Here is a 12717-nt window from a genome sequence, read left to right as displayed (position 1 = left end):
GCCAGACTTTTCGCTCCGCAAGCTCCGCTCAGTGCCAGACTTTTCGCTCCGCAAGCTCCGCTCAGTGCCGGACTTTTCGCTCCGCAAGCTCCGCTCAGACACGGCTCACCAGCTCCTCCGCGAAATGGCACTTCGACGTGCGCCCCAACCCCAACCGGTGGTCCGGCGGCACCTCCACCGCGCACCTGTCCTCCGCGCGCGGACAGCGCGGGTGGAACGGGCAGCCCGGCGGGATGTTCAGCAGGCTCGGCGGCAGGCCCTTGATCGTGTTGAGCGTCGAGCCCTTCTGGTCGAGGCGGGGCAGCGAGTCCATGAGCGCGGCCGTGTACGGGTGCCCGGGGGTGCGGTACAGCGACACCGCGTCCGCGTGCTCCACGATCCGGCCCGCGTACATCACCGCGATCCGGTCCGCGACCTCCGCCACCACCCCGAGGTCGTGGGTGATGAGGATCAGCCCCATGCGCCGCTCGACCTGGATCTCCTTCAGCAGGTCCATGATCTGGGCCTGCACGGTGACGTCGAGCGCGGTCGTCGGCTCGTCCGCGATCAGCACCTCCGGGTCCAGCGCCAGCGACATCGCGATCATCGCGCGCTGCCGCATGCCGCCGGAGAACTCGTGCGGGTACTGCCGCACCCGCCGTGCCGCGTTGGGGATGCGCACCAGGTCGAGCAGCTCCACGGCGCGGTCGCGGGCGTCGCGGCGGGACATGCCCTGGCGCACCCGCAGCTGCTCCTCGATCTGGAACCCCACCGTGTACACGGGGTTCAGCGCGGACAACGCGTCCTGGAAGATGATCGCGACGCCCTCGGCACGCACCTCGTTGCGCCGTTCCTCGCCCACGGCGAGCAGGTTCTCGCCGTGGAAGCGGATCTCGCCGCCGGTGACGACCGCCGGCGGGGTGTCGAGGATGCCCATGATCGCCTGCGCGGTCACGCTCTTACCGGAACCCGACTCGCCGAGCACGGCGAGCGTCTCCCCCGCGTCGACGTGGTAGCTGACGCCGTTCAGCACCTTCGCGACGCCGTCGCGGGTGCGGAACTCGACGTACAGGTCCTCGACCTCGAGCAGCGGCCCGTCCGGTACGGCACCCGGCTCGTAGGAGTCCGCCATGCTCACCTCAACTTCGGGTCGAGGGCCTCACGGACCGCGTCGCCCAGCATCACGAACGCCAGGACGGTCGCGGTCAGGAAACCCGCAGGGAACAACAGCATGTGCGGCGCCACCCGCACGTAGTTGCGCGCGTCGGAGATCATCACGCCCCAGGACACCGCGGGGTCGCGCAGGCCGATGCCCAGGAACGACAGCGTGGCCTCGGCACCGATGAACGCGCCGAGCGCGATCGTGCCGTACACCAGCACGGGCGCGAGGCAGTTCGGCAGCAGGTGCTTGAAGATGATCCGCGGTGCCGACGCGCCGAGCGCCCGCGCCGCCTTCACGTAGTCCTGCTGCTTCGCCGTGATCGCCGCGGACCGCATGATCCGCATCGCCACCGGCCACGACAGCACCGCGATCGACGCGACCACCGCGAACACGATCGGCAGCGCGCCGCGGATCTCCGCGTTGCGCACCAGGTTCAGGATCACGATCGCGCCGAGCACGAACGGCAGGCCGAAGAAGATCTCGCCGATCCGGGAGATCAACCCGTCGATCCAGCGTCCGAAGTAGCCGGCGATGATGCCGAAGAACGCGCCGATCAGCACCGTGAGCACGCTCGCGGACAGGCCGACGAGCAGTGTCCACCGCGCGCCGTACACCACGCGGGCGTACACGTCGCGGCCCTGCAGGTCGTAGCCGAACCACGCGGCACCGGACGGGGTCTCGCGGGAGTGCGACAGGTCCTTGTGGTTCGGGTCGACCGAGGTGAACCAGCTCGGGAAGATCGCGATGATCGCGAGCAGCACGATCACCGCGCCCGCGATGATGAACAGCGGGCGGCGGCGCAGGTCGCGCCACGCGTCCGACCACAGGCTGCGTGGTTTGCCCGGCCCGCTCATCTGGTGCTCAGGCGCCGTCACGTAGGCCGAGGCGCCCAGGTCCGGGGCGGTCCCCGCGGCCGCCGTCGTCGGGTCAGTCATAGCGGATCCTCGGGTCGAGAACGGCGTACATCAGGTCGATGATCAGGTTGACCAGCAGGAAGACCAGCACCAGCAGCACGACGACACCGGTCACGATCGCGCCCTGCTTGTCGTTGATCCCGTCGAAGATCAGCTTGCCGATGCCGTGGATGCCGAAGATGCCCTCGGTGACGATCGCGCCGCCCATCAGGTTGCCGATGTCGGTGCCGAGGAACGTGATCACCGGGATCGCGGAGTTGCGCAGCAGGTGCACGCCGACGATCCGGCTCTTCGGCTGGCCCTTCGCGAGCGCGGTGCGCATGAAGTCGGCGCGCCTGTTCTCGGAGATCGACGCCCGGGTCAGGCGGGACACGTACGCCATGGACAGGCTGCCGAGCACGAAGCCGGGGATGATCAGCTCACTCCACTTCGCCTCCGTCGAGACGGTCGGGGTGAGGATCTCCAGCTGGAAGCCCAGCACGATCTGGATCACGAAGCCCGTGACGAACGTGGGGATCGCGATCAGGAACAGCGTCGAGACGAGCACCAGGTTGTCGAGGAAGCCGCGGCCGCGCAGCCCGGTGAGGATGCCGGCGGTGACACCGATGACGGCTTCGATGATCACCGCGATGACCGCGAGCCGCACCGACACCGGCGCCGCGTTCGCGATCATGTCGCCGATGGGCTGCTCGGCGTAGGTCTGCCCGAAGTCGCCGGTGAGCAGCGTCCCCATGTACTTCAGGTACTGCACGACGACGTTGTCGTCGAGGTTGTACTTGTCGGTCATCGCCGCGACGAACTGCGGCGGGCACGGCCGCTCGCCACACATGCCGGTGAACGGGTCACCGGGCACCGCCCACACCAGGAAGTAGATGAGGAACGTGGTCCCGACGAAGACCGGGATCAGCTGCAGCAGACGGCGAAGGACATATCGGCCCATGATCTTTCTCCCTAGACCCCCGAGTGGGCCGGCCCCCGTCCAGGGGAGCCGGCCCACGGCCGCTCAGCGGTTACTTGACCTCGACATACGAGAGGTCCAGCTCACGCTTCGGGGTCAGCCGCACGTTGGTGAGACGCTCCGACCAGCAGCTGATGGACGGGGTGTTCCACAGCGGAACTGCGGGCATGTCCTCGGCGATCAGCTCCTCCGCCTCGTGGTAGAGCTGGTACGCCTCCTCCTCGGTCTCCGCCTTGTCGGCCGCCGCGAGCTTCGCGTCGACCTCCGGGTTGGAGTAGCCGTTGTCGTTCGAGGAACCACCCGTGCGGTAGATCGGGTTCAGGAAGTTCTCGATCAGCGGGTAGTCCGCGAGCCAGCCGGACCGGTAGAGCTGGTCCATCTCCCGCGCCTCGATCGCCTGGCGCACCTGGCTGAACTGCGGCACCGGCTCGAAGGTGCACTCGACGCCCAGGGTCTCCTGGATCGAGCCGCACACCGCCTCGATCCACTCCTTGTGGCCGTTGTCGGCGTTGCTGGTGATCTGGATCGGACCGGTCCAGCCCGACTTGGCGAAGAGCTTCTTCGCCTCGTCCGGGTTGAACTCGCACCACTTGCCGCAGGCACCGTCCTCGTAGCCGGGCACCAGGTCCATGCCGTAGCCGGACAGCGGTTCGCGATTGCCCTCGAAGATCGTCTTGGTGACGGCCTCACGGTCGATCGCCATCGACACCGCGTGCCGGAAGTCGACGTTCTGGTACTTCGGGTCGTAGACCGGGAACGACATGGTCTGGACCGCCATCACCGGGTACGCCTTGGCGCGGCCGGGCAAGTCGGTCTCCCACACGTTGCCCGCGATCGCCTGCGGCGGCGCGGTGTCCATGAAGTCGAGCTGGTTGCCCTTGACCGCGGCGTAGGCCGCGTCCGCGTCGGTGAAGACGAACTTCACCTTCTTGATCTTCGGCTTGTCGGCGCCCTCGTACTCGTCGAACCGCTCGATCTGCAGCTCCTGGTCGGGCACCCGCGCGACGTACTTGAACGCGCCGTTGCCGACCGGGGTCTTCTTCCACGTCTCGGGGTCGGCGAAGAACGAGTCCGGCATCGGCATGAACGCCGCGTAGCCCGTCTTGACCTTGAAGATCGCGTGCGGCTCGGTGAACTGGATCTTGAACTCGTAGTCGTTGACCTCGACGAGGCCCGACATCTCCTTGGCCTTCGGGGTGGCGGGCTGCTGCGGCGCGTCCGGCCCGTCCGGGTCCGGCGTGTGCACGTCCGCGAAGCCCTTGATCTGCGTCATGAAGCTCGCGTGCTGCTGCCCGTTCGGGCTGTAGGCGGTGTAGTTCCAGGCGTCGATGTAGTTGTGCGCCTTGACTTCCGTGCCGTCGTGGAACGTCCAGCCCTTCTTCAGCTTGACCGTGTACTCGGTCGGCGAGGTCAGCTCGAACGACTCCGCGTGGGCTTCCCGGGCCTCGCCGGACACCGGGTCGTAGTCCATCAGACCGGTGAACAACGCGTCGACGATCTTGCCGCCGCCGGTCTCGCTCGTGTCGCCGGGCACCAGCGGCCGCGAGGGCTCGCTGCCGAAGACGGTGATCTCGACCGACTCGTTCTTGGCCGGGTCCCCGGCACCCGCGCCAGGTTCTTCACCACCGCCTTCGTCACCACTGCTGCAACTCGTGATGGCGAGTGCCGCGGTGAGCGGTATCACTCCAGCCGCCAACCAGCGCGGTCTACGCATGGGGGGTTCCTCCTCAAACCTGGCCATCCTCCCGGAATGTGAGAGGACGTTAACGGTCCGGAGTTGTCGCGCCCAGGCGCACAGGAGTCACAAAGAAATCACAATCTCCGTGCAAAGACGCCAAAATGGACGCTGCGGAGTGGCGCGGTAACGCGCAGCGATCGACCACCCGGTCGCCACGCACCCCTTGCGCCACAGCGGAATGGGCTGTTCGGGTGATGGTTCACCGCAAGGAAAGGGCGATCCCGTCGAGGATGTCGTGCTCGGAAACCAGCAGCTCAGTGATACCGGCGACCTGCTCGAACCGCTCCGCGAGGACCTCGGTGATCAGGGCACCGCCACCGATCACGTCGACGCGTCCCGGGTGGATGACCGGGTTCGCGGCCCGCTCGTCCCTGGTGGCACCAAGGAGCCGCTGCGCCGTTCGGCCGAGCTGGTCGCGCGAAAGGCGGGACAGGTGCGTGCGTTCGGAGTCGTACTCCGGCAGCTCCTGGTGGACGGCCGACAGCGTCGTGATCGTGCCCGCGACGCCGACCCAGGTCCGCGCGTCGGCGACGGGCACGGTGTCGAACGCGGGCTGGAGCGTCTGACCTGCGAACTCTCTGGCGGTCGCGATCTCGTCGGCCGTGGGCGGGTCGCTGTGCAGGCACCGTTCGGTGATCCGCACGCAGCCGATGTCGACGGACAGGGCACCCGTGATCTCGGCGCGCTTGCCGTCCCACGTGCCCACGACCAGCTCGGTGGACCCGCCGCCGAGGTCGGCCACCACGAACGGGCCGTCCTCGGGCTCCAGGTCGCCGACGGCGCCCGTGAACGACAGCCGCGCCTCCTCGTCCCCGGAGATGACCTCGGCCTCGACACCGAGCAGCTCCTCGGTCATGGCGAAGAACTCGTCGCGGTTGGTCGCGTCGCGGGTGGCGGAGGTGGCGACCATGCGCACCCGCTCCGCGCCCTTGCGGAGGCAGATCCTCGTGTAGTCGGCGAGCGCGTCCCTGGTGCGCTTGAGCGCCGCGTCGGACAGCCGCTTGGTCGCGTCCACCCCTTCGCCGAGCCGGACGATGCGCATCTCCCGGTGCACGTCGCGGAGGTGCACGGTCCCGTCTTCGTGCTCGGTCAGGTCGGCGACCAGCAGCCGGATGGAGTTGGTCCCGCAGTCGATCGCCGCAACACGTGCCATGCCCGCCAGCCTAGGCGGAACGCCAGGTCGCCTTCCCGCCAGCTTCCGCTCCGCGACTCGGCGAGCCTGGTGCTCATGGATCTCAACCTGAAGGGCAGGACCGCCCTGGTCACGGGCGGTACGAAGGGCATCGGCCTGGCGATCGCGCAAACGCTTGCGGCCGAGGGCATGTCGGTGGTCGCGGGCGCTCGGTCGGCGGCCGACGTGGACGGGGTGACGGTCGTGCCGGTGGACCTGTCCACGGCGGACGGTCCGTCCGCGCTGGTCACGGCCGCGGTGGAGTTGTTCAGCGGCATCGACGTGATCGTGAACAACGTCGGCGTCAGCGAACCCGGTGCCTCTGCGCTCGCGTTCGATGACGACGCGTGGCGGCGGATCTTCGACGCCACGTTCTTCTCCGCGGTGCGCACGGTCCGCGCGGCGGTGCCGCACATGCGCGACGGCGGGTCGATCGTGAACATCAGCTCGCTGAACGCGCGGCTCCCCGCCGGCATGATCGCGCCGTACAGCGCGGCCAAGGCGGCGCTGACGAACCTCGGCACGATGCTGTCCGAGGAGCTGGCGCCGCGGATCCGCGTCAACACCGTGTCGCCCGGCCCGGTCCGCACCCCGATGTGGACCGGCGAGAACGGGTTCGCGCACGTCTTCGCCGCCCAGCTCGGCACGACCGCCGAGGACGTGATGGACCGGGTGCTGCCGGAGACGATGTCCATCTCGGCTGGCCGCGTCGGCGAACCGCAGGAGGTCGCGGACCTGGTCGCGTTCCTGGCGTCGGACCGAGCCGCCTGGATCACCGGCGCCGACCACATCGTCGACGGCGGGATGTACAAGACCGCGTAGCGCCCCCTATATATAAGGAAGCGCGTCCGGGATGTCCCGGACGCGCTTCCTTGTATATGACTGTCAGCAGGGCGGCTGCGACGGCGGCGGTTCCGTCGTGGTCGTCGTGGCCGGCGGCTCCTCCGGCGGCGACGGCTCAGTGGTCGTCGTCGTGGTGGTGGTTGTTGTGGTCGTCGTGGTGGTCGTCGTCGTGCACGTCGGTGACGACGGCAGCGGCGGCTTGGTCAGCGACGTCATCGGCGGCCGCGTCTGCCCCGGCTTCGTCGTCGTCGTGGTCGGGCCGGTGGTCGTCGTCGGCTTGTTCGACGTGCTCGTCGGCGGCTTCGGCGTGTTCGTGGACGGCGTCGGCTTCGGCGGCTGGTGGCCGATCGACGGCGGCCCGGCGGCCCACGAGTCGGTGTCGTCCGGGAGCACCGGGTCGGACGGCATCGGGTCCACGCCGCCCGCGTACGCGTCGGCCCAGGAGAGCACGGTCGCCACGTAGCTGTTCGAGTGGTTGTAGCGGAAGACGGCCGTGGCCCGGTCCTGCGGCTTGGTCAGGTCCATACCGCCGGAGCAGAGGTACTTGCCCGCCGCGACAGTGGCGTCGTACACGTTGTGCGGGCTGCGCACCCCGTCGCCGTTGCCGTCGGCGGCGTAGCCCTCCCACGTCGACGGGATGAACTGCATCGCGCCGACCGCGCGGTCCCAGCGGACGTCGCCGTCCCACCTGCCGCCGTCGGTGTCGGTGATCGCGGCGAAACCGCCGCCGTTCAGCACCGGCCCGAGGATCTTCGGCGTGGTGTTGCCCTCGGCGTCGAGCTTGCCGCCGCGTGCGTGGTTGGACTCGATCCGGCCGATGCTCGCGAGCAGCGACCAGTGGAGGCGGCAGTTGGGCTGGGTGTCGGCGAGCGCCTCGGCCGCCTGCATGTAGGCCGCGAGCATCGTGCCGTTGATGCCGAGCCTGCCGCTCGGCACGTCGTTGCCCAGCTCGAGGAGCCGGTCGAGGTCGTCCACCCCGTCGAGCAGGTCGGCGCCGATCTCGTCGTCCTCGGCCACGCGCCCGGAGGCGCTCACCGAGCCGGGATCGGTCATGCCGTTCAGGCCGTCGCCGACGCCACCCGCGACCTGGGTGGCACTGGCGGCCAGGCTGATCGGTTCACCCGCTACGGCCGCGGCCACCAGCAACACAGTGCTGGTCGCCGCCGCGAGCTTTCTGCGGCGTCTCCGTAAGCGCCGCTCGGCCGCTTTTCCGTTCCGCGCACTCACCTGTACCGAACCCCTTCGCTGTGCCCCACGGACAGGTCGCCGTCCGTCGCAGCCTGTGTTCCGCCTGCCACCGTCTCACGAACCATCATCACAAGAAAGGGGTCAACCGACGGTCAAGCCGTAACCTTCCGCATCTCTGACGTAGATATAGGGCCCCCTGGTTGCCCTTTCGGGTACACCGGACGACCTGTGGGCGAAACTTGCCGTTTACCAGTTACCGGGAGTCCGGGTCAGGCGCAGTCACCAGCGGGCCAGTCGGCCTTGAGCAGCGCCACGGTCTCGTCACCGAACGGGTTCACGCCCGGTCCGACCGCCAGCGCGTGCGCGACGTGGACGTGCAGGCACTTGACCCGGCCGGGCATGCCGCCCGCACTCACGTCCGTGCCGAGCGGCTCGATCGCGTCGCGTTCCGCCAGGTAGGAGCGGTGCGCGGCGAGGTAGACCGCGGCCAGCTCCTCGTCTTCGGCGAGCCGCGCGGTCATCTCCTTCATCAGCCCGCTCGCCTCGAGCGTGCTGGTCAGCGACGTCAGCCGGGAGCAGGTCAGGTAGTAGAGCGTGGGGAACGGCGTGCCGTCCTCGAGCTTCGGGCTCGTCTTGATCACGGCCGGGTGACCGCTGGGACAGCGGTACGCCACCTCGCGGATCGCCCTCGGCGCCCTGCCCAGCTGGGCGGCGACCGCGTCCCGGTCGGCTTCGCTGACGGTCGGCGGCTGATGGTTCGCTCCGCGGGCTCCGCTCACTCCTCCGACACCGCGTTCCACAGCAGCTGGTACCACGACTCTTCTCTCACCTTGCCCTGTTCCGGTTCCTCGATGCCGTCCCGCGCGTTGTCGGGCAACTCCACGATGTACGGGGTCTCCCCCGGCATCACGTACCGCAGCCGCCGCCGCGCCTCCGCCTCGACCTGCGCCGGGTCGTCCAGCTCGGCCTTGCGTGCCTCGAGCGCGTCCACCTGCTCCCGCAGCTCGGCCTTCAGCTGCTCCTGGCGGGCCACGTCGTCGCGCTGCCCGAGGTAGGTGCGCAACGGCACCGCCACCGACAGTGCGAGCGCGCAGAACACGATCGCGAAGACCGCGGCCCGGCGGGTGGTCGAGAGGCCGAACGTGGCCGCCGCCCGCACGGTCCTGCTGCGTGCCGTGCGCCCGGGGGACACCGGACGGGCGGGCCTGCCGTCTCGTGGCCTGCGCACGCTCTGCGGGCGCCGGCCACCAGTGGTGCGCCGCCGTTCGGTGTCCCGTCCGGGCTCACGGTCCGCCATCGTCCTCGATCAGCTCTCCGGGTTGTACCTGGGGAAGGCGAGGTCACCCGCGTAGCGGGCCGCGTCGCCGAGGATCTCCTCGATGCGCAGCAGCTGGTTGTACTTGGCGGTGCGCTCACCGCGGGCGGGGGCGCCCGACTTGATCTGCCCGACGCCGGTGGCGACGGCCAGGTCCGCGATCGTGGTGTCCTCGGTCTCGCCGGACCGGTGGCTCATCATGCTGCGGTAGCCGTAGGAGGTGGCCAGGTTGACCGCGTCCAGCGTCTCGGACAGCGTGCCGATCTGGTTGACCTTCACCAGCAGCGCGTTGGCCGCGCGGCGGGCGATGCCCTCCTCGAGCCGCTCCGGGTTGGTGACGAACAGGTCGTCGCCGAGGATCTGCACGCGCTCGCCGACCTCGTCGGTCATCCGCACCCAGCCGTCCCAGTCGTCCTCGGACAGCGGGTCCTCGATCGACACGAGCGGGTACGCGTCGAGCAGCTCGCCGTAGTAGGCGGTCATCTGCTCGGCGCTGCGCTTGGTGCCCTCGAAGACGTACGCGCCGTCGGAGTAGAACTCGGTCGCGGCCACGTCCAGCGCCAGCGCGACCTGCGAGCCCGGCTTGTAGCCCGCCCTCTCGATGGCCTCGACGATCAGGTCGAGGGCATCGCGGTTGCTGGGCAGCGACGGCGCGAACCCGCCCTCGTCGCCAAGACCGGTGGCGAGGCCGCGGCCCTTGAGCACCGACTTCAGCGAGTGGTAGACCTCCGCGCCCCAGCGCAGGGCCTCGCGGAAGGACTCCGCGCCGATCGGCGCGATCATGAACTCCTGGATGTCCACGTCGGTGTCGGCGTGCGCGCCACCGTTGAGGATGTTCAGCATCGGCACCGGCAGGACGTGCGCGTTCGGGCCACCGATGTAGCGGAACAGCTCCAGGCCGCTCGAGTCCGCGGCCGCCTTCGCGACGGCCAGCGAGACGCCGAGCATCGCGTTCGCGCCCAGGCGCGACTTGTCCGGCGTGCCGTCCAGGTCGACCAGCTTCTGGTCCACGATCCGCTGGTCGACGGCGTCGACACCGGCGAGCTCCGGCCCGATCTCGTCGAGCACCGCGGCGACGGCCTTCTCCACGCCCTTGCCCGAGTAGCGCTTCGCGTCCCCGTCCCGCAACTCGACGGCCTCGTGCTCACCCGTGGACGCGCCGGACGGCACGGCCGCGCGGGCCAGCGTGCCGTCGTCGAGAGCGACCTCAACCTCGACGGTCGGATTACCACGTGAGTCCAGGATCTCCCGCGCGCCGACCTGCTCGATTACCGCCACGTGCTGCTCCTCAACCGGTTCAGGGATACCTCGACACGAGAGTACCCAGCCCGTGGTTTCCCCCGTTGGAGGCACGCGCATCCCCGAGGTGAACGGAGCGTGATCACCCGAGTGGATCTTCAGGAACAGGGCGCTCACGGGTAGCGTTGTGCGCACCATGACCGGAGACGCCCAGGGCAACTTCGAGGCGTTCCGCCGCGCCGAGTCGCTGGTGGCACAACGCCGGCCTCTGGACGCCCTCGCCGCGCTCGAACCGGTCCTCGACGCCGAGCCGGACAAGTCGTCCGTGCACCTGCTCGCCGGCCGCGCGTACCTCATCTCCGCGCAGCTCCGCCGCGCCGAGCAGGCGTTCCGCCGGGTCATCGAGCTGGACCCGACCGACCACTACGCCTTGTTCGCGCTGGGCAAGACGCTGCAGCGGATGAGCAGGCTCACCGAGGCGCAGACCCAGCTGCGGCTCGCGGTCGCGATGCACCCGGACCCGGCCTACCAGGAAGCACTCGGCGAGGTCAGCGCCCGGCTGTCGGTCGAACGCGACCGCTAGAGCCCGGCCGCGGCCTTCGCGTAGGCGTCCGCGCCGTCGAACACGTTCCGCCCGTAGGCCACCGACTGGTTGTAGGTCATCACGGCCTGCCACCAGCCCGCGGCACTCGACAGGTCGCCACCGGACGCGCACAGGTAACCGGCCGCGGACAGCGCCGCGTCGTCGATGTTCTGCGGGTCCGGCGGTGTGCCGTCACCGTTCGCCCGCACACCCCAGCGCGCCCAGGTGGTCGGCAGGAACTGCATGGCGCCGACCGCGCGGTCCCACCGGGTGTCGCCGTCGAGGCGGCCGCCGTCGGTGTCCTGGATGGCCCGCACACCCGGCGAACCGTCGAGCGGGATGCCGATGATCGGCGGGGTCAGCACGCCGTCGTCGCCGATGTCCGAGCCGCCGTACCGCCCGTGGTGCGACTCGACCCGGCCGACCCCGGCGAGCGTCGCCCAGTTGATCCCGCAGTCCGGGTCGCTGGTCCGGACCGCGATCTCCGCCTCCGCGTACGCCACGAGGCTGCGGGCCGGGATCTGGGTCTTCTCCGACAGCCGGTCCGCCCACGCCGACAGGCTCGTGCCGGTCCGGCCCTGCGCGACCGCGGTCACCGTCGGGACCGCGGCGCCGGGCGCCGCGTTCAGCTCCGGCACCTCGAAGCCCGGGGGCGGTGTGGTGGGCGTGGTCAGCGGCGCGCGCCGGTCGAACCCGATGACGACGACCGTCACGCCCGCGATGAGAGCGGCCACCAGCAAGATCAACCAGCCGAGCTTGCGGCGAGGTGGGGGCTCCGGCGCGGGACGTTCGATCGTCGGGACGGGAGAGGACACGCATCCCAGGCTACGTACACGCGCGGGGTGGTGTGACTCACCCGGCCGGAAAGCGCCGCGAATAGTCCTGTTTTGGCCCCCAAATCCTATGCCTGACCTGGACAAACAGGCTAATCCAGGCGACCGTGAACGCATTTTGATCGCAGCGGCCGCGGACCGCTGGACACGCAGGCAAGCTACCTATGCAGGAGATCGTCGGCGGCTCGCTGTCGATCGTCGCGGTCGGGTTCGTCACCTGGATGATCTTCTGGATGCGGGCGACGGCCCGCACGATCGCGAAGGAGCTGCGCGGCAAGCTGTCCGCCACGCTCGCGATCGGGCCGGTGGCGGTCGCGGTGATGGCGCTGCCCGCGGTCGGCCGCGAGGGCCTCGAGACCATGGCGTTCTTCTACGCGAACGTCCGCACCGCCGAACGCGGCACGCACCATGGACGCCCTCGGTGAGCCGATCAGCCAGGTGGCAGAGGTGGTGGCGGGCCAGTGACCGGGGCCGTCGAAGGTGTCGAGGCGCAGGCTGCTCGGCGTGGTCGGCGCCGGCGCGGCGGTAGCCGGTGCCGGCGCGGCGGTAGCCGGTGCCGGCGCGGCGGCGGGTGCCCTGACCGCATGACGCAGGGCCTGGAAGCCACGCCGGACGGGGCGGGGGGCGTCCCGGAAGCGGCCCCGGCGGACACGGGCGAGGCCCTGGACCTCCCGGCGTCGGCACTGACCCTGACCATCGGTTTCGGAGCGTCCCTGTTCGACGACCGCTTCGGCCTGGCGGACCGGCTGCCCCCGGCCCTTGCCCCACTGCCGAGGTTCCCTGTCGACGAAGGA

General features: G+C 69.8%; 12 protein-coding genes and 2 pseudogenes. 4 read left to right on the top strand and 10 right to left on the bottom strand.

The window, feature by feature from the left end; all coding sequences use genetic code 11:
- Window positions 1-94: 94 nt before the first annotated feature.
- The 5 genes from FHR82_RS36820 to FHR82_RS36800 form a co-directional block, all read right to left on the bottom strand.
- Entirely contained in the window at window positions 95-1111 is a 1017-nt protein-coding gene (locus tag FHR82_RS36820; RefSeq protein ID WP_184815258.1) for an ABC transporter ATP-binding protein, read from the bottom strand.
- Between the two features lie 2 nt (window positions 1112-1113).
- On the bottom strand, window positions 1114-2076 hold the full coding sequence (locus tag FHR82_RS36815; protein ID WP_184815257.1) for an ABC transporter permease: 963 nt from the start codon (window positions 2074-2076) through the stop codon (window positions 1114-1116).
- A complete protein-coding gene (locus tag FHR82_RS36810; protein ID WP_184815256.1) occupies window positions 2069-2995 on the bottom strand; it encodes an ABC transporter permease in 927 nt (308 codons plus the stop codon). Before FHR82_RS36810 ends, FHR82_RS36815 begins: the two co-directional genes overlap by 8 nt.
- A 70-nt stretch (window positions 2996-3065) precedes the next feature.
- On the bottom strand, window positions 3066-4727 hold the full coding sequence (locus FHR82_RS36805) for a peptide ABC transporter substrate-binding protein (RefSeq protein ID WP_184815255.1): 1662 nt from the start codon (window positions 4725-4727) through the stop codon (window positions 3066-3068).
- Between the two features lie 223 nt (window positions 4728-4950).
- Window positions 4951-5904 (bottom strand): Ppx/GppA phosphatase family protein, encoded by a 954-nt coding sequence (locus tag FHR82_RS36800; RefSeq protein WP_184815254.1) that lies wholly within the window; start codon window positions 5902-5904, stop codon window positions 4951-4953.
- Between the two features lie 75 nt (window positions 5905-5979).
- Between FHR82_RS36800 and FHR82_RS36795 the strand changes: the two genes are divergently transcribed.
- Window positions 5980-6744 carry an SDR family oxidoreductase gene (locus FHR82_RS36795; RefSeq protein WP_184815253.1) on the top strand — a complete coding sequence of 255 codons (765 nt, stop codon included), beginning with the start codon at window positions 5980-5982 and terminating at the stop codon, window positions 6742-6744.
- A 63-nt stretch (window positions 6745-6807) separates the two neighbouring features.
- Here FHR82_RS36795 and FHR82_RS47775 read toward each other — a convergent pair whose 3' ends face one another.
- The 4 genes from FHR82_RS47775 to eno form a co-directional block, all read right to left on the bottom strand.
- A complete protein-coding gene (locus tag FHR82_RS47775; protein WP_311771453.1) occupies window positions 6808-7905 on the bottom strand; it encodes a lytic transglycosylase domain-containing protein in 1098 nt (365 codons plus the stop codon).
- A 317-nt stretch (window positions 7906-8222) separates the two neighbouring features.
- Complete coding sequence (locus tag FHR82_RS36785) at window positions 8223-8732, bottom strand: DUF501 domain-containing protein (RefSeq protein ID WP_184815252.1); 510 nt, start codon at window positions 8730-8732, stop codon at window positions 8223-8225.
- A complete protein-coding gene (locus tag FHR82_RS36780) occupies window positions 8729-9250 on the bottom strand; it encodes an FtsB family cell division protein (protein ID WP_184815251.1) in 522 nt (173 codons plus the stop codon). Before FHR82_RS36780 ends, FHR82_RS36785 begins: the two co-directional genes overlap by 4 nt.
- A 9-nt stretch (window positions 9251-9259) precedes the next feature.
- Window positions 9260-10546: a phosphopyruvate hydratase gene (gene eno / locus FHR82_RS36775; RefSeq protein WP_184815250.1), complete on the bottom strand. Its 1287-nt coding sequence runs from the start codon at window positions 10544-10546 to the stop codon at window positions 9260-9262.
- A gap of 157 nt (window positions 10547-10703) precedes the next feature.
- Here eno and FHR82_RS36770 point away from each other — a divergent pair, with 157 nt between their 5' ends.
- Complete coding sequence (locus FHR82_RS36770; RefSeq protein WP_184815249.1) at window positions 10704-11090, top strand: tetratricopeptide repeat protein; 387 nt, start codon at window positions 10704-10706, stop codon at window positions 11088-11090.
- Here the strand turns inward: FHR82_RS36770 and FHR82_RS36765 are convergent.
- Complete coding sequence (locus FHR82_RS36765) at window positions 11087-11905, bottom strand: lytic transglycosylase domain-containing protein (protein ID WP_311771452.1); 819 nt, start codon at window positions 11903-11905, stop codon at window positions 11087-11089. The two genes, FHR82_RS36770 and FHR82_RS36765, sit on opposite strands and share 4 nt — an antisense overlap.
- A gap of 185 nt (window positions 11906-12090) precedes the next feature.
- Here FHR82_RS36765 and FHR82_RS36760 point away from each other — a divergent pair.
- A pseudogene (locus tag FHR82_RS36760) lies at window positions 12091-12327 on the top strand (FTR1 family protein); the annotation flags it as partial.
- Window positions 12328-12403: 76 nt separating this feature from the next.
- Window positions 12404-12714: pseudogene (locus FHR82_RS36755) on the top strand (Dyp-type peroxidase domain-containing protein); the annotation flags it as partial.
- Window positions 12715-12717 lie beyond the last annotated feature (3 nt).

This window comes from Actinophytocola algeriensis, from assembly GCF_014203735.1.
GTDB classification, from domain to species: Bacteria; Actinomycetota; Actinomycetes; order Mycobacteriales; family Pseudonocardiaceae; genus Actinophytocola; species Actinophytocola algeriensis.
Note: the sequence above shows the minus strand (reverse complement) of the source record. Positions and strands in the feature narration are given on the sequence as shown.

Bases quoted from the DNA above. Each gene is read 5' to 3' on its own strand.
- FHR82_RS36820 (WP_184815258.1), bottom strand. From the start codon at position 1,111: ATGGCGGACTCCTACGAGCCGGGTGCCGTACCGGACGGGCCGCTGCTC.
- FHR82_RS36815 (WP_184815257.1), bottom strand. From the start codon at position 2,076: ATGACTGACCCGACGACGGCGGCCGCGGGGACCGCCCCGGACCTGGGC.
- FHR82_RS36810 (WP_184815256.1), bottom strand. From the start codon at position 2,995: ATGGGCCGATATGTCCTTCGCCGTCTGCTGCAGCTGATCCCGGTCTTC.
- FHR82_RS36805 (WP_184815255.1), bottom strand. From the start codon at position 4,727: ATGCGTAGACCGCGCTGGTTGGCGGCTGGAGTGATACCGCTCACCGCG.
- FHR82_RS36800 (WP_184815254.1), bottom strand. From the start codon at position 5,904: ATGGCACGTGTTGCGGCGATCGACTGCGGGACCAACTCCATCCGGCTG.
- FHR82_RS36795 (WP_184815253.1), top strand. From the start codon at position 5,980: ATGGATCTCAACCTGAAGGGCAGGACCGCCCTGGTCACGGGCGGTACG.
- FHR82_RS36780 (WP_184815251.1), bottom strand. From the start codon at position 9,250: ATGGCGGACCGTGAGCCCGGACGGGACACCGAACGGCGGCGCACCACT.
- FHR82_RS36770 (WP_184815249.1), top strand. From the start codon at position 10,704: ATGACCGGAGACGCCCAGGGCAACTTCGAGGCGTTCCGCCGCGCCGAG.